Origin of the sequence: Chlorobium sp. (assembly GCF_049593655.1) — a bacterium.
Lineage (GTDB): Bacteria > Bacteroidota > Chlorobiia > Chlorobiales > Chlorobiaceae > Chlorobium.
Genome location: NZ_JBAWHG010000016.1, coordinates 15,108 through 36,107, shown reverse-complemented (window position 1 = coordinate 36,107; position 21,000 = coordinate 15,108). Strand labels below are relative to the sequence as shown.

Genomic DNA, 21,000 nt, shown 5'->3' with positions numbered 1-21,000 from the left:
CTCAAAAACCCTCCGGATCTCTTTTGGCCTGTTAATACTTTTACCATTGTCAATTTAAGAGGAGGGTTTTTATGGCCGAGCCTGTTAAACAGCCAGATATATCTCCAAAGCCTGCCGCTCCAGCAGCGAAAGCAGCACCGGCCGCACCCAAAGCCGCGGCTCCGGCTGCAAAGCAGGATCAGGCTAAACCGAAGGCATCAGCGCCGAAGCAGCCATCCGGAAAGCCTCGCCTTGAAGCCTTGAATGTCAATCTCGGAAGGACCGGTATCCGTCAGGAGTCGGCGCTTCCTGTCAAGAAAGCCGCTCCGAAGCCGGCCCCGAAACCGGCGCCTGCAGGCGCAAAACCGGCACCGGGGGCAAAGCCCGCCGCTCCGGCAGCAGGAGCCGTTCCCGCCGCAAAAGGTGCGCCGGTTGCGAAACCTGCCGTTCCAAGAGCGAAAAAGCACTATTTCATTATCGAAAACCTCTGCGTAGGGTGCGGACTCTGTCTCGATAAATGTCCGCCCAAGGTCAATGCCATCGGCTACAAGTTTTACGGCGATGTTCAGGAGGGGGGATTCAGATGTTACATCGATCAGGTTGCCTGCATCTCCTGTTCGGCATGTTTCTCCGGCGACGAGTGTCCCTCGGGAGCCCTGATCGAGGTTCTGCCTGATGGACAGGTGCTCGACTTCTCGTATACGCCTCCCGAAAGGCTCGATTTCGATCTGCGCTTTCTCCACCGTTTTCATCGGGAAGTCCGATAGGAACCGCAGACGGTTTGCATGAAATACACCAAAAGCATTGCCCTGTTCCTCGGGCAATGCTTTTTTTTTAAGATATTGTTCTATGCCGGAAATGCCACTGCCGATAACCTCCACCGATGAATCCAATCCGTTTCCGCCGGGAGGCGGAGACCCGGATACGCTTGTCATCATTCCAACCTACAACGAGTCCGAAAATATATCGAGGGTGATTGAAAAGGTTTTCACCCTCTACCCGTCGGGACTCGATATTCTTGTTATCGACGACAACTCGCCTGACGGAACGGCAGCAATCGTAACTGCCCTGCAGCAGACGCGGCCCGGTCTGAGGCTCATGAAAAGAAGCGGCAAGCTCGGGCTCGGCACGGCCTATCTTGCAGGATTCCGTTACGCCATCGAGAAAGAGTACCGGTTCGTCATCGAGATGGATGCCGATCTCTCCCATGACCCCGAAATGATTGCCGTGCTGCTCGACGGTATGGATTCGGCGGATCTGGTGATCGGTTCCCGATATGTGAACAATACGGTCAATGTGATTAACTGGCCGCTCGGCAGGCTGGTGCTTTCCAAGCTGGCAAGCGTGTATACCCGAATGATTACCGGTATGCCCATTTTCGATCCTACCGGCGGGTTCAAGTGTTTCAGGAGAAAAGTGCTTGAGACGCTCGATCTTCAGCGGGTCAATTCCCAGGGATACTCGTTTCAGATCGAAATGAATTTCAGGGCCTGGAAAAAAGGGTTCGTTATACGGGAGGTGCCGATTGTCTTTACCGACCGGACGGTGGGGCAATCGAAAATGACCAGAAAAAATATCCGTGAGGCGGTCTGGATCGTCTGGTGGCTGAAAATCAAGTCGATTGTGGGACTGCTTTGAGCACCGCTCTCCGGAAGGTATTTCCCTTTCCGGAGAATGGCGCCCGAAATGGGCTCAGTGCTGCCGGTTTTCTGCAATGATCTCCTGCATGATCTCCTGGGGAGCCTCTTCATAGTGGCTGAAGCTGTAGGAGTATTTCGCCCTGCTTTGCGTCAGCCTCGTAAGGGAGTGGTGGAATGAGGAGAGCGATGCCTGCGGAATAAGTGCTTTGACGATCTGAAAACGGGCATCGGTGTCCATGCCGATAATCTTTCCTCTCCTGCTTGAAATTTCGCCTACGATTTCACCGGTGTACTGCTCGGGAGCATAGACTTCCAGGGAGTAGAACGGCTCCAGCAGAAGCGCCCTGGCTTTTTCGAATGCCGATTTGAATGCCATGCTGGCCGCTATCTTGAATGCGAATTCGGAGCTGTCGACCGGATGGAACGACCCGTCGTAGGCAACGGCCTTGAGATCGATAACCGGAAAGCCCGCAAGGATGCCGGTTGCGATGGACTCCCTGACCCCCTTCTCGACTGCAGGCAGATAACGGGTGGGGACCACTCCTCCGACAACTTCGCTTGAAAATTCGAAACCGCTGTCCCTCTCTTTTGGTTCAAGTCTCAGCCAGACATCGCCGTACTGTCCTCTGCCGCCGGACTGCTTTTTGTATTTGCCCTGGGCCGTCGCGGCAACGCGGATGGTCTCCCGGTAGGGTATTTTTATCGGAGCGGTCTCTACCTGAACGTTGAACTTGTTCTGCAGGCGGCTGATGATGATGTCGAGATGGGTTTCGCCAAGGGTTTTGATGATCGTCTGGTTGAACTCCACATCATGGACAATGGAAAAACTCGGGTCTTCTTCATGCAGGTGGTGCAGTCCGGCGGAAATTTTCTCTTCGTCACCCTGTGCGACAGGGATGATTGCCGAAGCGAAAACCGCCTGAGGAAAGGTTATCGGACTGATCCTGCAGTTTTTCCCCTTGTCGGTCAGCGTATCGTTGGTATGGGCGTCCTTGAGCTTGACAACCATGCCGATGTCGCCGGCAAGAAGTTTTTCGACAGGTATTTTTTTCTGGCCGAGCATGGTGTATACCTGACCGATTTTTTCAAGCTGGCCGGTCTGTACATCGATCAGTTCGTGGCCGGTTTCGATATGGCCCGAATAAACGCGCAGGTATGAGATTTCGCCGACCCTGGGTTCGGACATGGTTTTGAAAATGAAGGCAACCGTTGGGCCTTCCGGATCGGGCTCAAGAAGATTTTCCGTTTCGTCAATCGTGCAGAGCGAATGCTCGGGCCCGCGTTCGATCGGGGAGGGGCAGAGGTTGACAATGCCGTTGAGCAGCCGTTCGGTTCCGATAAGGTGCAGCGGCGAAGTACAGAATACAGGGAAAAACGTTCTGGTGAGCAGAGCTGATTTGATGCCGGATCGCAGTTCGTCTTCGGTAAGTGTGCCGATTTCGAAAAAGCGGTTCATCAGCTCTTCGTCGGTTTCGGCAACGGCTTCGATGAGCTGCTGGTGAAGCTCTTCGGCACGCTTCAGATAGGCTGCCGGTATATCGGATACGGTCATGTTTCCCGGCTTGTCCGGGTTGAACTCGAGCTGCTTCATCAGCAGCACGTCAATGAGGATGTGGTGCCCGAGCCCCTCTTCAGCGGGGAACTGGATCGGGGTCACAAGGTGTCCGAAATGCTCCCGCAGCTCTTCCAGAGAGTTATTGAAACTCGTACGGTCTGCGTCCAGCTTGGTAAGCACGAACATGGTCGGCTTGTAGTACTCCTGGGTATATTCCCAGACCGAATCGGTGCCGACCTCTACGCCGGTTGCCGCATTGACGGCGATAAGCACGGTGTCGGCCACCCTCATGGCGGATTTGACGTCCCCGTGGAAGTCGACAAGGCCGGGCGTATCGATAATATTGATTTTATGGTCGTTCCAGAAGCCGTGGATGATACTGGTATTGAGGCTGTGCTTTCTCTGAATCTCGTCGGATGAGTAATCCGAGAGGGTGTTTCCATCGTCGATGCTTCCCAGACGGTTGATCACCCCCATCGAGAGGGCCAGCGACTCACAGAGCATGGTTTTACCTGATCCGGCATGGCCGGTAACGACAATGTTGCGCAGTTGTTCTGGTTGGACGGCTTGCATGGCGGCACTCCTTGGTTGAATTGATGGTTAGGCGAAGCTGAAAAACCTGCTGAGCATGCTCCCGGCTTGCCGTAGGCGGCGGTGTCGGGAATCGTCGTGCAGCTGTCCGCTACACTCCGGTTTCTGCGCTCTGTTTCTGTTGATCTCGAAGCGCTCACAACGGTTTTTCAACGGCGACCTGTTTTCTTTGCGGGCCAGGATAAAAGAAGTCTGGTGCTGTCGGGTCTCTTCAGGCGGAAAACAGCATATCATCTAATAAACAAAAAAAAGCATTATTTGATGGTGCGGCAGCAATGAAATCGCATGGAAATTGGATAAATTTATGCATTGTGATACGGTAAAGGAACCTCTTTTTCCGTCCGGCTTTGTCGCCTGTTTCATAAAACAAAAACCATACTCCGCTATGCCCATAATCAGGAAAGTTCTTGCCCGCCAGATTCTTGACTCGAGAGGTAATCCTACCGTTGAAGTCGATGTATACACTGAAAATTCATTCGGCAGGGCTGCCGTGCCGAGCGGAGCCTCCACCGGAGTTCATGAAGCGGTCGAACTCAGGGACGGTGACGCAGGGATCTATCTTGGCAAAGGTGTACTGAAGGCTGTCGACAACGTCAATACCGTAATCAACGAGGCTCTCTGCGGTATGCTGGTGACCGAGCAGGAGGAGATCGATGAAATGCTGATTGCCCTTGACGGCACGCCGAACAAGGCAATGCTTGGCGCCAACGCCCTGCTCGGCGTATCTCTGGCCTGTGCAAAGGCCGGCGCCGAATATTCAGGCCTGCCGCTCTTCCGATACATCGGCGGCACCATGGCCAACACGCTTCCGGTTCCCATGATGAATGTGCTCAACGGCGGCGCTCATGCCGACAATACCGTCGACTTCCAGGAGTTCATGATTATGCCTGCAGGTTTCGCTTCATACAGCGATGCGCTTCGCTGCGGCGCCGAGATCTTCCATGCCCTCAAGGCTCTCCTCAAAAGCAAGGGACTGAGCACGGCGGTCGGCGACGAAGGCGGGTTCGCACCCAACCTTCGCTCGAACGAGGAGGCGATAGAGCTGGTGATAGAGGCTATCGGAAAAGCGGGTTATAAAGCGGGCTCCCCGACCGACAAGGGCGGACTCGGCGAGGCCCAGGTCATGATCGCACTTGACCCTGCCAGCTCCGAGTTCTACGATTCCGCGAAACAGCGCTATGTATTCAAGAAATCCTCCAAACAGGAGCTGACCTCCCTGGAGATGGCTGAATACTGGGAAAAATGGGCCAGCGCCTATCCCATTATCTCCATTGAGGACGGTATGGCAGAGGACGACTGGGAAGGGTGGAAGCTGCTGACCGACAAGATCGGTTCGAGGGTACAGCTTGTCGGCGACGATCTTTTCGTCACCAACAGCAAGCGGCTCGCCTCGGGCATCGAGCGCCGGGTAGGCAACTCGATTCTCATCAAGGTGAACCAGATCGGCACCCTTACCGAAACGCTGCAGGCCATCGACCTGGCAAAGCGCAACGGATATACTGCCGTGATCAGCCACAGGAGCGGAGAGACCGAGGACAGCACCATAGCCCAGATCGCCGTGGCCACCAATGCCGGGCAGATCAAAACCGGAAGCATGTCGCGTTCGGACCGTATGGCCAAGTACAACGAGCTGCTCCGCATAGAGGAGGAACTGGGAGGCCAGGCGAAGTATCCCGGCGGTGCGGCCTTCAGGGTATAGAAAATGCAGGCAGGGAACCCGTTGATCCGGGTTCCTTCTGCGTTTCTGCAGAAATATGCCGTTTTACGGATAGAACAGGTTCAGCAAATCTCAAGCCAGCAGGTATAGAGCAATGAAGCTTTTTTATGGGTTACGGGACTTTATCAGTTCCAGTCCGAAAAAATTTCTGTTTCTGATTTTGTTCGGCTTTATCGTTATCTGGTTTCTCTTCGACGATTACGGGCTTGTCAAGCGCATCAGGATGGAAGCCGAATATCGTATGCTGCTTGAGCGTTCGCGCCAGGAGCAGCAGCGCATTGTCGACAACGAGCAGCGCATCAGAAATGCATACAGTGCCGACAGCATCGAAAAAGCCGCAAGGGAGAAGTATAATTTCCGCAGGGAAGGGGAGACGCTCTACATTATCCGCAGCAAGTAGCCGGTCAGTCAATTACACGAGGTCAATTTTTTTGTTTTTCAATGTATCACTATCGCCGTCGTTATACCAGGGAGGTCGCCTTCGGACCCATATCGCTGGGGGGGTACCAGCCTGTCAGGGTCGAGTCGATGACCAATACCCATACCAGGGATACCTCCGCTTCCGTCGAGCAGTGCCGGCGCCTTTACGAGGCGGGCTGCGAAATCATCCGGCTTACCGTTCCTACGGAGCGGGATGCCGAAAACCTCAAACAGATCAGGGATCAGCTCCGTCGTGACCGGATCGACACGCCTCTGGTCGCCGACATTCATTTCTCGGCCCGTGCGGCCATGAAAGCCGTCGAGTATGTGGAGAACATCCGGGTAAATCCCGGCAATTATGCCAACCGGCAGAAGTTTTCGACCGAGGGTTATTCGGAAGAGGAGTTCCGGAGGGAGCTGGATACCGTTCGCACGGAGTTCGTTCCTCTGGTGAGGAGGGCCAAAGAGCTCGGTGTCTCCATGAGAATCGGCACCAACCACGGCTCCCTTTCCGACAGGATCGTCAGCCGTTACGGGAATTCTCACGAAGGCATGGTAGAGGCTGCTCTGGAGTTCGCCCGTATCTGTGAAGAGAACGGCTATTACGATCTGCTCTTTTCAATGAAGTCCTCGAATGTGAGGGTGATGATCCAGGCGTACCGGCTGCTCGTTCAGAAGGCCGACGGGGAACTCCGTCACGCCTATCCCCTGCATCTCGGCGTGACCGAAGCCGGCGACGGCGATGAAGGCCGGGTTAAATCCGCCATGGGAATCGGCGCGCTTCTCGAGGACGGTCTTGGAGATACCATCAGGGTTTCCCTGACCGAGGACCCGGTCAACGAGGTTCCGGTAGGTTTTGCGATCGTAAAAAAATATAACGACTACCATCTTGTGCGTGGAGAGAGCGCCCATCTTCCCGTGAAGCATGTTGTCGAGAGACGGAAGGGTTCCCGCCCGGAGCCTCCTCCTCCGTTCGACCCCTTCAGCTACAGGAAGAGAGTTTCCGGTCGGATTTTGCTTGCCGGTTTCCATGCCGGAGGCGACGAGATGCCGAGGGTTGAAACGGAAGTCCGCAGCCGGCTTTCCGATGCCGAAGCGGTTTTTCAGGAGATCAGCGCCCGGCTTGCCCCTGAAAAAGCTCCGGATGCCATCCGTTCGGAACTTGTCGGCGTGCGCATCGACAGCGCCGAAGAACTTGCCGCTCTCGACCTTCTGCTTGCAAGGCTGGGTGAATGTGGCCGGTCTGTAACCGCATCGACCTCCGATCCGCTGCTGTTGTGCGGAATGGCCGGAAAGGTCGCCAAGGCAAGGCTCGATATTCTGGAGGGGGAGCGGCTTGATCCCGATTTCATAACAGGGCTCGACTCCCGATCGCAGGGTTCGCTGGAATTCTGTTTTCTTCATGAGCAGTCGGGAGAGCGTGTTCCGGCCGAGGTGCTTGTGCATCTTGCCCGGAAGCTCAGGACGCAGGGTTTCGGGCGGGTGTTTTTTTCCGTCATCTCCGCCTCTCCGGTGTTCGTCTACCGGCATCTTGTCAGGGAGTTCAATGAGGGGGGCATCGATTACCCGCTTGTGGTGCGTTTCCGCAAAGGCGGCGAGGACAGGCTCGATACGCTTATCGACGCTTCGGTGCAGACCGGAACGCTTTTCTGTGACGGTATCGGAGATATTCTTGCGCTCGAAACCGGGCTCCCTCCTGCCGACGAGATCGATCTTGCATTCAATATTCTGCAGGGAGCAAGAACCAGAATGTCGAAAACCGAGTTCATCTCCTGCCCCGGTTGCGGCCGAACCTATTTCGATCTTGAAAAGGCGGCCAAGTCCATAAAACAGAGACTCATGCACCTGAAGGGCCTGAAAATAGGCATCATGGGCTGTGTCGTCAACGGTCCAGGCGAGATGGCCGATGCCGATTTCGGTTACGTGGGATCCGGGAAGGGCCGTATAAGCCTGTATGTCGGAAAGGATTGCGTTGAAGAGAATCTTCCGGAGGAGGGGGCTGTTGACCGGCTTATCGAGCTTATCAGGGAGAGAGGCAGATGGGTAGACCCCCTGTAGCGGCAACTGTTGCGCCATTATGGAAATGATGACTCCCGGAAGGAAAGGACCGTTGCTGCCGGTGGCTCTCGTCACGGGCGCATCATCGGGTATCGGACGTGCTCTTGCCGGAGCGTTTGCCGGCATGGGCAATCATCTGCTGCTGGTCGCCCGATCGGCAGACAGGCTTGCCGGCTTATCCCGTGAACTGCAGGCCGCTCACGGCGTTTCGGTGTTCTGCTGTCCGGCGGACCTCGCCCAGCAGGAGAGTCCGCAGCGGATTTTCGATTACTGCACCAGCCACCATCTTTCGGTACGGCTGCTGGTCAATTGTGCGGGAACCTCCCGTGCATCCGATTTCAGCGACCTCGCATTCGAAGATATCGAGCGCATCATGCAGGTGAACATGTCGGCCGCCGCACGCCTTGCCCGCCTGTTCATTCCCGGCATGGCTGCGGAGCGGGATGGCGCGGTCATCAACATCGCCTCTCTCGGAGGTCTTCAGGGCGTGCCGGGACTCGGCCTGTATTCAGCGACCAAATCCTTTATGATAACGCTGGGCGAAGCGCTGCATATGGAGCTCAGGGGAACGGGCGTGAAGGTTGTTACCGTCTGTCCGGGCTTTGTCGATACCGGCTTCATGGAGAGTTCCGGACATGACCGACGGGGTGTAAGGCTGCCGGTCCGCAGTGTGGATGTTGTCGTAAGGGCTGTACTCAGAGGCTACAGGCAGAACCGCATGCGTGTGTATCCGACCATTCTTGATTTTCTCGTCATCTTTTCACAACGCTTCGTCTCGCGCCACTTCTCCGTCAGACTGTCCGGGTATCTTGCCGCGGCAAGAAATAATCGATAATTTGTTTCTTTTTTTTTGTATTTAAAAAAGCGCAGGCTATATTACCTGCCCTGTTTTTTAGAATGAGCTGCTGGTGTAGCTCAATTGGTAGAGCAGCTGATTTGTAATCAGCAGGTTGCGGGTTCGAGTCCCATCACCAGCTCTTGACATTGCGGGTAGGTAGCGAAGTGGTTAAACGCAACAGACTGTAAATCTGTCGACATATGTCTTCGGAGGTTCGAATCCTCCCCTACCCACGGAATCTTTTCGGATTGTTTTTGCAGAGGCTGATGTAGCTCAGTCGGTAGAGCACTTCCTTGGTAAGGAAGAGGTCATCGGTTCAAGTCCGATCATCAGCTCAGGGTTGTTTAGCGGAGTTTGACAGACGTCAGTAGCTTAATTGGTAGAGCAGCGGTCTCCAAAACCGCAGGTTGGGGGTTCGATTCCCTCCTGACGTGCCGGTTATCATAAAGTATTTCACGATTCTTATTGCGGACTGTGCATATGCGTAAAATTACAGGTAAGGTCGGCCAGTATTATCGTGATGTTGTCGGAGAGATGCGCAAGGTTGTCTGGCCGGGCAAGGAGGAGACAAAGGATCTGACCATCGTGGTGCTGACCGTTTCCGGTATTCTTGCCGTGTTTACCTTTGCTGTTGACTGGGTAATTAATTCTGTTATGAGCCGGTTATTATAATAACCACAGTTGGGGTGCAGAGATGGGTGTGAGAAAAAAAAGTGCTGATGATCAGGTTATCCCTGTTCCAAGGTGGTACGCGCTGCGGATTTATTCCGGTCATGAGCGGAAGGTCAAGGAAGGGATCGAGGCTGAAGTGCTTCGTTGCGGCCTCGAAGAGAAGATTCTTCAGGTGTATGTGCCTTACGAGCGCTTTGTCGAGGTCAAGAACGGGAAGAAAAGAAGCCTCACCAAGAATGCCTTTCCCGGTTATGTGCTTATAGAAGCCGTTCTGGACAAACAGACCAGAAACCTTATTCTCGATATTCCCTCCGTCATGGGATTTCTCGGCGTCGATGATAATCCCACTCCGCTGCGTCCCGACGAGGTGGAGAAAATTCTCGTTCCGGAAAACGCCGTCGAGCATCGTTCGGTTGTCGAGGCTCCTTTCCGTGTCGGCGATTCGGTCAAGGTTATCGATGGTCCGTTCAGTTCTCTTACCGGAGTTGTTCATGATGTCTGTACCGAGCGCATGAAGGTGAAGGTCATGATCAGTTTCTTTGGCCGCAGTACTCCTACGGAGTTGGATTTTTCACAGGTTAAGTCAGTTTCACAATAATACAAGGGCTTAAACTTTTTAAGCTTCTGAATAGAAATAGGTTATGGCAAAAAAGGTAATCGGTTTTATCAAGCTTCAGATTCCTGCAGGTGGCGCTAATCCGGCACCGCCGGTCGGACCGGCTCTCGGTCAGAAAGGTGTCAATATCATGGAGTTCTGCAAGCAGTTCAATGCGAAGACCCAGTCTGAGGCCGGCATGATCATTCCCGTTGTGATTACCGTCTATTCCGACAAGTCTTTTACGTTCATTACCAAAACTCCTCCTGCAGCGGTTCTGCTTCTCAAAGAGGCCAAACTGCAGAAAGGTTCCAACGAACCCAACCGCAACAAGGTTGGCACGGTCACCATCGAGCAGGTTCGCAGGATTGCCGAGCTGAAAATGCCGGATCTGAATGCTGTCGATCTTGCCGGAGCCGAGCAGATGGTTATGGGTACGGCAAGAAGCATGGGTATCGTTGTCCAGGACTGAGTTTCCGGACAAAAGCTGAGTGTGGGAGGCCATTGGCCGCTTTTTTAACCACTTATACAAGACAAAAAAAATGGCTGGGAAAAAATACAGGGAAGCCCTGACAAAAATCGACAGGCTGCAGGAGTATGAACTTGCCGAGGCCGTCGCGAAAGTCAAGGAAATCACCAATGTGAAATTTGATGCAACGATTGATGTTGCCATGAAGCTCGGAGTCGATCCGCGTCATGCCGATCAGGTTGTCCGCGGAACCGTCATGCTTCCGCACGGCACGGGAAAGACCGTTTCCGTACTGGTTGTGTGCAAGGAGGCGAAGGCTGAAGAGGCAAAGGATGCCGGCGCCGATTTTGTCGGTTTCGAAGAGTACATCGAGAAAATCCAGTCCGGATGGACCGGTGTCGATGTCATCATCGCCACTCCCGATGTGATGGGTCAGCTTGGCAAGGTCGCCAAAATTCTCGGTCCCCGTGGTCTTATGCCGAACCCGAAATCGGGAACGGTTACGATGGATGTCGCAAAAGCCGTTAAAGAGGTGAAGGCCGGCAAGATCGAGTTCAGAGTCGATAAGGCAGGCAATATTCACGCTCCGGTAGGAAAAGTATCCTTTCAGCCCGAGCAGCTGGTCGAGAACATTACCAGCTTCGTCAGGGAGGTGGTCCGTTTGAAGCCTTCCGCAGCCAAGGGGCAGTACGTGCAGGGAATAGCGGTTTCAAGCACGATGTCTCCGAGCGTGAGGGTCAGGAAAGAAAAATTTGTTGCCTAACATAAACGGTTTACAGTGATGAAAAGGGATAAAAAAGAGCAGATTGTTCGGGAGGTTGCCGAGAAGATCGGCAGAACCCAGGGATTATATTTGACGGAATACCAGGGACTGAACGTGGCGAAAATGGCCGAGCTTCGCAATGAGTTCAGAAAAGCAGGCATCGAGTACAAGGTCATCAAGAACACCCTCGTCAAGCAGGCTCTGCAGGAGCTGGAACAGGGCGACAAGCTTGCTGACGGGCTGAAAAGCACTACCGCTGTCGCTTTTGGCTACGACGATCCTTTGGCTCCGGCAAAAATCATCAGGAAGTTCAGCAAGACCAACGAGGCGCTGAAGTTCAAGATGGCCTCTATCGACGGTGTTGTTTATGGTGAGGACAAGCTTGTCCTGCTTTCGGAGATGCTCGGCAAAACCGAGAATATCGGTCGTGCGGCAGGTCTCATCAACAACGTTGTCAGCTCCGTGCCTATGGTGGTCAATGCGGTCATGCGGAACCTCGTATCGGTTCTCGACCAGGTTGCCAAGCAGAAGCAGTGAGCCGTAACAAAGTCTATTACGCACTCAAGATTATAGTTAATTACACAACAAACAGGAGAGGGAAATAATGTCTATTGAAACACTTGTAGAGGAAATTGGTAAGCTTACCCTTACAGAAGCATCCGAGCTGGTCAAGGCGCTTGAAGAGAAATTCGGTGTAAGCGCAGCTCCTGCAGTTTTCGCCGGCGCCGCAGTTGCAGCTCCAGCAGGCGATGCTCCTGCAGTTGAAGAGAAAACCGAGTTTGATGTCGTGCTGACCTCCGCAGGCGAAAGCAAGATCAACGTTATCAAGGTTGTCCGTGCAATCACCGGTCTTGGACTCAAGGAAGCGAAGGATCTGGTTGATGGTGCACCGAAGACCGTCAAGGAAGCCGTTTCGAAGGATGAGGCAGAAAAGATCGCCAAAGAACTCAAAGAAGTTGGCGCAGGCGTAGAGGTTAAGTGATCTTTTTTACGCGTCATTCCAACAACAAGCTCCGTCTCCCCTGAGAGACGGAGCTTTGTCCGTTTGTATTATTTCGACCGGATGACCGTTTCTGCTGTGATGTGAGTGAGGCTCGGCCGGATGTTCTGTTCCGGCAAAGTCTTTGCGGTTTTTTGTTATGATCTTAAATCTGTAAGAAATTCATGCAATTGATAAAAGCGAGGTGCATGTGAAAGTGGCTGAAGCAACAACAACACCGTGTATTGACTTTTCCAAAATTCAAAGCATTATCGATCCTCCTGATTTACTGAAAGTTCAGCTCGATTCATTCCATAATTTTATCCAGGACAGCGTCCCTCTTGCCAAACGCAAGGACCAGGGGCTGGAAAAGGTGCTTCGCAGCGCTTTTCCCATAACCGATACGCGCGGCCTGTATCTGCTTGAATATATTTCATACAGTTTCGACAAGCCCAAGTACACCGTTGAGGATTGTATCGAACGCGGGCTTACCTACGATGTTTCGCTCAAGGTTAAACTCAAGTTGTCCTACAAGGACGAACCCGATGAGGCCGACTGGAAAGAGACCATCCAGCAGGAGGTTTATCTGGGCAGGATTCCCTACATGACCGAACGGGGCACCTTTATCGTCAACGGCGCCGAGAGGGTTGTCGTCGCCCAGCTTCACCGTTCTCCGGGTGTGGTCTTCAGCGAGGCCGTCCACCCCAACGGAAAGAAAATGTATTCGGCCAAGATCGTGCCTACAAGGGGATCATGGATCGAATTCCAGACTGATATCAACAACCAGATATTCGTCTATATCGACCAGAAGAAGAACTTTCTGGTCAGCGCGCTGCTCAGGGCTATCGGATTCGCCAAGGACGAGGATATCCTCAGCCTTTTCGATCTTGTCGAAGAGGTCAAACTGAGTGCCGCCAAGAAGGATCAGCTGCTCGGCCAGTATCTGGCTTCCGATATTGTCGATATGCAGACCGGCGAGGTTGTCAGCGCCAGAACGGCAATTACCGAAGAGATTTTCGACCAGATCCTTGCCGCAGGCTACAAGTCGGTAAAGGTGATGAAGAGCTACTCGGGCACCGACAAGGGGCAGGACAAGTCGATCATCATCAATACCATTCTCAACGACAGTTCCGCCACCGAAGAGGAGGCGCTCGAAATTGTCTACGAGGAGCTGAGGGCCAACGAAGCTCCCGATATCGACGCTGCACGCAGTTTTCTCGAGCGGACGTTCTTCAATCAGAAGAAGTACGATCTCGGCGATGTCGGCCGCTACAGGATCCGCAAAAAGCTCAGCAGGGAGTTCGAAGAGCTGGAGTCCTATCTTTCAGGCAAGGCCGGCCTCAGGGAGCTTTCCGATACGATATACCAGAAAATCCTGCAGACCATCCAGTCGTTCTCCGATGAACCGGTCGGCGAGGATATCCTGGTTCTCACGCATTTCGATATCATTGCCGTCATCAATTACCTGATCAAGCTTGTCAACGGACAGGCAGAGGTCGATGATGTCGATCACCTTGCAAACCGCCGGGTCCGCTCGGTCGGTGAACAGCTCGCGGCGCAGTTTGTCGTGGGACTGGCAAGAATGGGCAAGAACGTGCGTGAAAAGCTCAACTCCCGCGATTCGGACAAGATCGCTCCGGCTGATCTCATCAACGCCCGAACGGTCTCCAGCGTGGTTTCGAGCTTCTTTGCCACGAGTCAGCTTTCGCAGTTCATGGACCAGACCAACCCGCTTGCCGAGATGACCAACAAGCGCAGGGTTTCGGCTCTGGGACCCGGCGGCCTTACCCGCGAACGTGCAGGATTCGAGGTTCGCGACGTTCACTATACACACTACGGCAGGCTATGCCCCATCGAGACGCCTGAAGGTCCGAACATCGGTCTTATCTCTTCGCTTTCGGTTTATGCGGAAATCAACGACAAGGGGTTTATCCAGACTCCCTACCGTGTGGTCGAGAACGGACAGGTGACCGAAAAGGTGGTCATGCTTTCCGCCGAGGATGAGGAAAACAAGATAACCGTTCCGGTCAGCATACCGCTGGACGGAAACCAGAAAATAGCCGTAGAGTCGGTTCAGGCAAGGACAAAGGGCGACTATCCGCTTGTGCCTGCAGAGGATGTCAATTACATGGATGTCTCTCCGGTGCAGATTGTAAGCGCTGCTGCAGCCCTTATTCCCTTCCTCGAACATGATGACGGCAACCGCGCGCTCATGGGCGCGAACATGCAGCGCCAGGCGGTTCCGCTGCTCACCTCCGAGGCCCCGGTTGTCGGTACCGGCATGGAGGCCAAGGTGGCAAGGGATTCCCGTTCGGTCATCGTCGCCGAACAGGCCGGCGTTGTCGACGAGGTAACGGCGGACTATATACGGGTTCGCTACGATGTGGATACCGAAAACGGTGTTCACCTGTCGATGCTCGATCCGGATGAGGGTCTGAAAACCTACAAGCTTATCAAGTTCAAGCGCTCGAACCAGGATACCTGTATTTCGCAGAAGCCGCTTGTGCATGGCGGACAGCGGGTTGTCAAGGGCGATGTGCTGGCCGACAGCTCTTCGACCGAAGAGGGCGAGCTCGCGCTCGGCAAAAACGTGCTCGTGGCCTTCATGCCATGGCGGGGGTACAACTTCGAGGATGCCATCATCCTGAGTGAGCGCCTCGTTTTCGACGATGTGTTCACCTCGATTCATGTCCACGAGTTCGAAGCCAATGTCCGCGATACCAAGCGGGGAGAGGAACAGTTCACCCGTGATATTTACAATGTCAGCGAAGACGCGCTGAGAAACCTCGATGAAAACGGCATTGTGCGTATCGGCGCCGAAGTCAAGGAGCGCGATATTCTTGTCGGCAAGATCACCCCGAAAGGCGAGAGCGATCCCACGCCGGAGGAAAAACTGCTCCGGGCCATTTTCGGAGACAAGTCGAGCGATGTCAAGGATGCATCGATGCATGTGCCTGCCGGCATGAAAGGCATTGTCATCAAGACCAAGCTGTTCAGCCGCAAGAAGAAAGTCGGCCTTGACGTCAAGGAGCGCATCGAGGTTGTCGACAAGCGGTACGACCAGAAAGAGTACGATCTGCGCAAACGGTTCACCAAGTGGCTGAACCAGCTGCTCTCCGGCAAAAAGAGCTCCGGTATCTTCAATGAAAAAGGGAAGGTTCTGGTAGCCGAGGGTACCGTGTTCGACGAGAGCCTGCTGGCGCGCTTCGGCGGTCTGCCGTTCCTCGAATCGATCGACTTCACCAAAGGCGTGGTGGAATCCCAGAAGGTCAACGAAAATGTTGTCCGTCTCGTCAAGGAGTTCCGGTTCATGCTCAAGGATATCGCCGATGAGCGGGAAAATGAAAAATACAAGCTCAATGTGGGCGACGAACTGCCTCCGGGCATCGAAGAGCTCGCAAAGGTCTATATCGCACAGAAGCGCAAGATCCAGGTGGGCGACAAGATGGCCGGCCGTCACGGCAACAAGGGTGTCGTCGGCAAGATTCTGCCGATAGAGGACATGCCTTTCATGGAAGACGGAACCCCTGTCGATATCGTGCTTAATCCGCTCGGTGTGCCGAGCCGTATGAACATCGGACAGCTTTACGAAACTTCGCTCGGATGGGCGGCCAAAAAACTCGGCGTCAAGTTCAAGACCCCGATTTTCAACGGTGCAACCTATGAAGAGGTGCAGAAAGAGCTTGAACGGGCAGGTCTGCCCGCACACGGCAAAGTCAGTCTTTTTGACGGACGGACCGGCGAAAAATTCGATGACGAGGTGACGGTCGGCTACATCTACATGCTGAAGCTGAGCCATCTGGTTGACGACAAGATCCATGCGCGTTCGACAGGACCCTACTCGCTCATTACCCAGCAGCCACTCGGCGGTAAAGCCCAGTTCGGCGGCCAGCGGTTCGGTGAAATGGAGGTCTGGGCGCTCGAGGCGTACGGTGCGGCAAATATTCTCAGGGAGATGCTGACGGTCAAGTCCGATGATGTGATCGGCCGCAACAAAACCTATGAGGCCATTGTCAAGGGACAGAACCTGCCGGAACCAGGAACCCCGGAATCGTTCAACGTGCTGGTCAGGGAGCTTCAGGGTCTTGGACTTGAAATCCGTATCGATGACAGGGTTCCTTAGCAGCATCCGCTTTAACGGAGGAGATCATAAAAGGGATTTAAAAAGGTCGTTTAACGAGAGGATATTGATATGATTTTTTCACAGGGAGCATCGCCGTTGAAAGGTGATTTTTCAAGGATAAAATTCAGTATAGCGTCTCCTGAAAGCGTTCTTGCCCATTCACGGGGCGAAGTGCTCAAGCCGGAGACCATTAACTACCGCACCTTCAAGCCGGAACGAGACGGCCTGATGTGCGAAAAAATATTCGGACCAACCAAGGACTGGGAGTGCTACTGCGGCAAATACAAGAGGGTCCGCTACAAAGGCATCATCTGTGACCGCTGCGGCGTCGAGGTTACCACGAAAAGCGTGCGCCGCGAACGTATGGGTCATATTTCGCTTGCCGTACCGGTCGTGCACACCTGGTTTTTCCGTTCGGTGCCCAGCAAGATCGGAGCGCTGCTCGATCTTTCCACAAAGGAGCTGGAGCGGATTATCTACTACGAGGTCTATGTGGTCATCAATCCCGGTGAACCCGGAGAGAAACAGGGCATCAAAAAGCTCGACCGCCTGACCGAAGAGCAGTACTTCCAGATCATCACCGAGTACGAGGACAACCAGGACCTCGACGATACCGATCCGGCGAAGTTTGTCGCCAAGATGGGCGGAGAGGCGATTCACCTGCTCCTGAAGAATATCGATCTGAACGAGACCGCCGTAACCCTGCGCAAGGTGCTCAGGGAGAGCAGCTCCGAGCAGAAGCGCGCCGATGCGCTCAAACGGCTCAAGGTGGTCGAATCGTTCAGAAAAAGCTACGAACCCCAGAAGAGGACCCGCAAGAAAAGTACCGGCCTTTTCCCCGAGGACGATATGCCCGAACCTTACGTGTATGAAGGCAACAAGCCTGAGTACATGGTCATGGAGGTCGTTCCGGTCATTCCGCCCGAACTGCGTCCGCTGGTGCCGCTCGAGGGTGGACGGTTCGCGACATCCGATCTCAACGATCTCTATCGCCGCGTCATCATCCGGAACAACCGGCTGAAGAAGCTGATCGACATCCGCGCCCCTGAGGTTATTCTCCGGAACGAAAAGCGGATGCTGCAGGAGGCCGTGGACGCCCTCTTCGACAACTCCAGAAAGGCCAACGCGGTCAAGACCGGAGAGTCGAACAGACCGCTGAAATCGCTTTCCGATGCGCTCAAGGGCAAGCAGGGGCGCTTCCGCCAGAACCTGCTCGGCAAGAGGGTCGATTACTCCGGACGTTCGGTCATCGTGGTCGGTCCCGAGCTGAAGCTGCATGAATGCGGACTTCCCAAGAGCATGGCCATCGAACTCTTCCAGCCGTTTGTCATTCGCCGTCTCGTCGAGCGCGGCATAGCCAAGTCGGTCAAATCGGCCAAGAAGCTTATCGACAAGAAAGATCCGATAGTCTGGGATGTGCTTGAAAAGGTTATCGACGGGCGCCCGGTGCTTCTGAACCGCGCTCCAACCCTGCACCGTCTCGGTATCCAGGCTTTCCAGCCGGTACTGATCGAAGGCAAGGCCATCCAGATTCATCCGCTGGTCTGTACGGCGTTCAACGCCGACTTCGACGGCGACCAGATGGCCGTACACGTTCCGCTCTCCCAGGAGGCCCAGATCGAAGCGTCGCTTCTGATGCTGTCGTCGCACAACCTGATTCTTCCCCAGTCCGGCAAGCCGGTCACCGTCCCTTCGCAGGACATGGTACTCGGCATGTACTATCTGACCAAATCGCGTTCGGGAGAAGAGGGCGAAGCCAGGATTTTCTACAGTCCCGAAGATGTGCTGATCGCCTATAACGAACAGCAGGTCGGTCTGCACGCCCAGATATTCGTCTGCAACAGCGGCCTCATCGACCAGAAATTCGATCCGCTCAGAGTGCTCGACACCATTGTCGATGAAAAATCCGAAAAGTACAAGTGGCTGCGTTCGCAGCTCGAACAGAAAAAAATGCTGCTGACCACGGTGGGCAGGGTGATTTTCAACCAGCATGTGCCCGCCTCCATCGGCTTCATCAACCGGGTTATCGACAAGAAGGTCGCCAAGGAGCTGATCGGCCGCCTGAGCAGCGAAGTCGGTAATGTCGAAACCGCAAGGTTCCTCGACAACATCAAGGAGGTCGGTTTCCATTACGCCATGAAGGGAGGTCTTTCCGTCGGTCTTTCCGACGCGATCGTTCCCGAGACGAAGGTCCGCCACATCAAGAGCGCCCAGAAGGACAGCACCAAGGTCGTCAAGGAGTACAACCGGGGCACCCTGACCGACAACGAACGCTATAACCAGATCGTCGACGTCTGGCAGAAAACCTCCAATATTGTCGCGGAGGAGTCCTACCAGAAGCTGAAGAAGGACCGCGAGGGATTCAATCCGCTCTATATGATGCTTGATTCCGGCGCCCGAGGCTCCAGAGAGCAGGTGCGTCAGCTGACAGGCATGAGGGGTCTGATCGCCCGTCCGCAGAAATCCATGTCGGGCCAGCCGGGAGAGATTATCGAAAACCCGATTATCTCGAACCTCAAGGAGGGTCTGACGGTTCTCGAGTATTTCATTTCAACGCACGGCGCCCGCAAGGGTCTTTCCGATACATCGCTCAAGACGGCTGACGCGGGTTACCTGACCAGAAGGCTGCACGATGTTGCCCAGGACGTCATTGTGACCATCGATGACTGCGGCACCACGAGGGGCCTGCATGTCCAACGCATTATCGAGGAAGAGACCAGCGGCCAGATCAAGTTCCGCGAAAAGATCCGCGGTCGTGTTGCCGCACGGGATATCTACGACAGCCTGAACAACAGTGTTGTCGTCAAGGCCGGCGAGATCATTACCGATGAGCTCGCAGAGCTCATTCAGGATACCGCGGGAGTCGAGGAGGCTGAAATCCGTTCGGTGCTTACCTGCGAGTCCAAAACCGGCATCTGTTCGAAATGCTACGGCACCAACCTTGCCGTTCACAAGCTGGTCGAAATCGGCGAGGCGGTCGGTGTTATCGCCGCCCAGTCCATCGGTGAGCCGGGAACGCAGCTTACGCTCCGGACCTTCCACCAGGGCGGTACGGCACAGGGAGGTATTTCCGAAACCGAGACCAAGGCCTTCAATGAAGGTCTGGTTGAGTTCGAGGATGTCAAGACCGTCGAGCACAGCAGCATCAACGATGACGGGGTCGAAGACATCCATACGATCGTGATCCAGAAGAACGGCAAGATCAATATCGTCGATCCCGAATCAGGCAAGGTTTTCAAGCGCTATGTCATACCGCACGGCGCGCATCTCAACTGCCGTTCGGGAGATATCGTGAGAAAAGACCAGGTGCTTTTCAGCAGCGAGCCCAACAGCACCCAGATCATTGCCGAAACGCCCGGTTCGGTGAGATTTGCCGATATCGAAAAAGGTGTGACCTACAAGGAAGAGGTCGATCCGCAGACCGGTTTCGCCCAGCACACCATCATCAACTGGCGTTCGAAGCTCCGCGCCAACGAGACCAGGGAGCCGAGGATCATGATTATCGACGCCAGCGGCGAGATCAGGAAAACCTATCCGGTGCCGATCAAGTCGAACCTCTATGTGGAGGACGGCCAGAAGGTGCTGCCGGGCGATATCATCGCCAAGGTCCCGAGAAACCTCGACCGGGTTGGCGGCGACATTACGGCCGGTCTTCCGAAAGTTACCGAACTGTTCGAAGCCCGCATCCCGTCCGATCCGGCAATCGTTTCCGAGATCGACGGTTACGTGAGTTTCGGTTCACAGCGCAGAAGCAGCAAGGAGATCAAGGTCAAGAACGATTTCGGCGAAGAGAAGATCTATTACGTCCAGGTCGGCAAGCATGTGCTTGCCAACGAGGGTGACGAGGTCAAGGCCGGCGATGCGATGACCGACGGCGCCATTTCGCCGCAGGATATTCTCCGGATCCAGGGTCCCAATGCGGTACAGCAGTACCTGGTCAACGAGATCCAGAAGGTGTACCAGATCAACGCCGGCGTTGAAATCAACGACAAGCATCTTGAGGTGATCGTTCGTCAGATGCTGCAGAAAGTCCGTGTCGAGGAGCCGGGAGATACCGATCTCCTTCCGGGCGACCTGATCGACCGCAGTGCCTTTATCGAAGCGAACGAAAGCATCGCCGAAAAGGTAAGGGTTACCGAAAGGGGCGATGCGCCGGCAAGAATACAGGACGGCCAGCTTTACAAGATACGGGACATCACCAAGCTCAACCGCGAACTGCGTAAAAACAGCAAGATGATGGTTGTGTTCGAGCCCGCCCTGCAGGCGACCTCCCATCCGGTGCTTCTCGGTATCACCAGTGCCGCGCTGCAGACCGAGAGCGTCATTTCCGCAGCATCGTTCCAGGAGACCACAAAGGTGCTTACCGATGCCGCTGTTGCCGGAAAGATCGACAATCTGCTCGGTCTCAAGGAGAATGTCATTGTCGGCAAGCTTATTCCGGCAGGAACCGGCCTGAAGCGCTATCGCAGCATCAGGCTGAACGGCGAGACGCAGAAGCCTGCTGAAACTGCAGAAACTGCTGCAGCTGTTGCCGATGAAGAGATCGAGGCGCCCGGCATGTGATCCCTGCCGGCCGCTTCAGGCTTCAGAAAAAGATGAGA

15 protein-coding genes and 4 tRNA genes are annotated in these 21,000 nt (G+C 54.5%); 18 read left to right on the top strand and 1 reads right to left on the bottom strand.

Annotation, left to right across the window (positions count from 1 at the left end; translation table 11 throughout):
- The first annotated feature begins 71 nt into the window (after positions 1-71).
- Both WBP50_RS02730 and WBP50_RS02725 read left to right on the top strand, forming a co-directional pair.
- Entirely contained in the window at positions 72-746 is a 675-nt protein-coding gene (locus WBP50_RS02730) for an indolepyruvate ferredoxin oxidoreductase subunit alpha (RefSeq protein ID WP_423931525.1), read from the top strand.
- A gap of 91 nt (positions 747-837) precedes the next feature.
- Positions 838-1,617, top strand: a complete 780-nt coding sequence (locus tag WBP50_RS02725; protein ID WP_423931524.1) for a polyprenol monophosphomannose synthase — start codon at positions 838-840, stop codon at positions 1,615-1,617.
- Positions 1,618-1,671: 54 nt separating this feature from the next.
- On the opposite strand, the gene fusA is transcribed toward WBP50_RS02725, so the two are convergent.
- Entirely contained in the window at positions 1,672-3,747 is a 2,076-nt protein-coding gene (fusA, locus tag WBP50_RS02720) for an elongation factor G (protein ID WP_423931523.1), read from the bottom strand.
- Positions 3,748-4,150: 403 nt separating this feature from the next.
- Between fusA and eno the strand changes: the two genes are divergently transcribed.
- From eno to rpoC, 16 genes are all read left to right on the top strand, one after another.
- Positions 4,151-5,464: a phosphopyruvate hydratase gene (eno, locus tag WBP50_RS02715; protein WP_423931522.1), complete on the top strand. Its 1,314-nt coding sequence runs from the start codon at positions 4,151-4,153 to the stop codon at positions 5,462-5,464.
- Positions 5,465-5,576: 112 nt separating this feature from the next.
- Positions 5,577-5,882 (top strand): FtsB family cell division protein, encoded by a 306-nt coding sequence (locus WBP50_RS02710; RefSeq protein WP_423931521.1) that lies wholly within the window; start codon positions 5,577-5,579, stop codon positions 5,880-5,882.
- Between the two features lie 41 nt (positions 5,883-5,923).
- Entirely contained in the window at positions 5,924-7,960 is a 2,037-nt protein-coding gene (ispG, locus tag WBP50_RS02705) for a (E)-4-hydroxy-3-methylbut-2-enyl-diphosphate synthase (protein WP_423931520.1), read from the top strand.
- A 19-nt stretch (positions 7,961-7,979) separates the two neighbouring features.
- Entirely contained in the window at positions 7,980-8,795 is an 816-nt protein-coding gene (locus WBP50_RS02700) for an SDR family NAD(P)-dependent oxidoreductase (protein ID WP_423931519.1), read from the top strand.
- A gap of 69 nt (positions 8,796-8,864) precedes the next feature.
- Positions 8,865-8,937 (top strand) — tRNA-Thr (locus tag WBP50_RS02695).
- Positions 8,938-8,948: 11 nt separating this feature from the next.
- A tRNA-Tyr gene (locus tag WBP50_RS02690) sits at positions 8,949-9,031 on the top strand.
- Positions 9,032-9,060: 29 nt separating this feature from the next.
- Positions 9,061-9,133, top strand: a tRNA-Thr gene (locus WBP50_RS02685).
- 26 nt (positions 9,134-9,159) lie between these two features.
- A tRNA-Trp gene (locus tag WBP50_RS02680) sits at positions 9,160-9,232 on the top strand.
- Between the two features lie 46 nt (positions 9,233-9,278).
- On the top strand, positions 9,279-9,470 hold the full coding sequence (gene secE, locus WBP50_RS02675) for a preprotein translocase subunit SecE (RefSeq protein ID WP_423931518.1): 192 nt from the start codon (positions 9,279-9,281) through the stop codon (positions 9,468-9,470).
- Positions 9,471-9,492: 22 nt separating this feature from the next.
- The gene (gene nusG, locus WBP50_RS02670) at positions 9,493-10,068 is read left to right on the top strand and encodes a transcription termination/antitermination protein NusG (protein WP_423931517.1); all 576 of its coding nucleotides are present in this window, start codon (positions 9,493-9,495) and stop codon (positions 10,066-10,068) included.
- Between the two features lie 43 nt (positions 10,069-10,111).
- Positions 10,112-10,537, top strand: a complete 426-nt coding sequence (gene rplK / locus WBP50_RS02665; protein WP_423931516.1) for a 50S ribosomal protein L11 — start codon at positions 10,112-10,114, stop codon at positions 10,535-10,537.
- 70 nt (positions 10,538-10,607) lie between these two features.
- The gene (gene rplA, locus WBP50_RS02660; RefSeq protein WP_423931515.1) at positions 10,608-11,297 is read left to right on the top strand and encodes a 50S ribosomal protein L1; all 690 of its coding nucleotides are present in this window, start codon (positions 10,608-10,610) and stop codon (positions 11,295-11,297) included.
- Positions 11,298-11,315: 18 nt separating this feature from the next.
- Positions 11,316-11,834, top strand: a complete 519-nt coding sequence (gene rplJ, locus WBP50_RS02655; RefSeq protein WP_423931514.1) for a 50S ribosomal protein L10 — start codon at positions 11,316-11,318, stop codon at positions 11,832-11,834.
- Positions 11,835-11,901: 67 nt separating this feature from the next.
- A complete protein-coding gene (gene rplL / locus WBP50_RS02650) occupies positions 11,902-12,279 on the top strand; it encodes a 50S ribosomal protein L7/L12 (protein WP_423931513.1) in 378 nt (125 codons plus the stop codon).
- A 214-nt stretch (positions 12,280-12,493) separates the two neighbouring features.
- Positions 12,494-16,399: a DNA-directed RNA polymerase subunit beta gene (gene rpoB, locus WBP50_RS02645; RefSeq protein ID WP_423931512.1), complete on the top strand. Its 3,906-nt coding sequence runs from the start codon at positions 12,494-12,496 to the stop codon at positions 16,397-16,399.
- 69 nt (positions 16,400-16,468) lie between these two features.
- Positions 16,469-20,962 (top strand): DNA-directed RNA polymerase subunit beta', encoded by a 4,494-nt coding sequence (rpoC, locus tag WBP50_RS02640; protein WP_423931511.1) that lies wholly within the window; start codon positions 16,469-16,471, stop codon positions 20,960-20,962.
- The last annotated feature ends 38 nt before the right edge of the window (positions 20,963-21,000 follow it).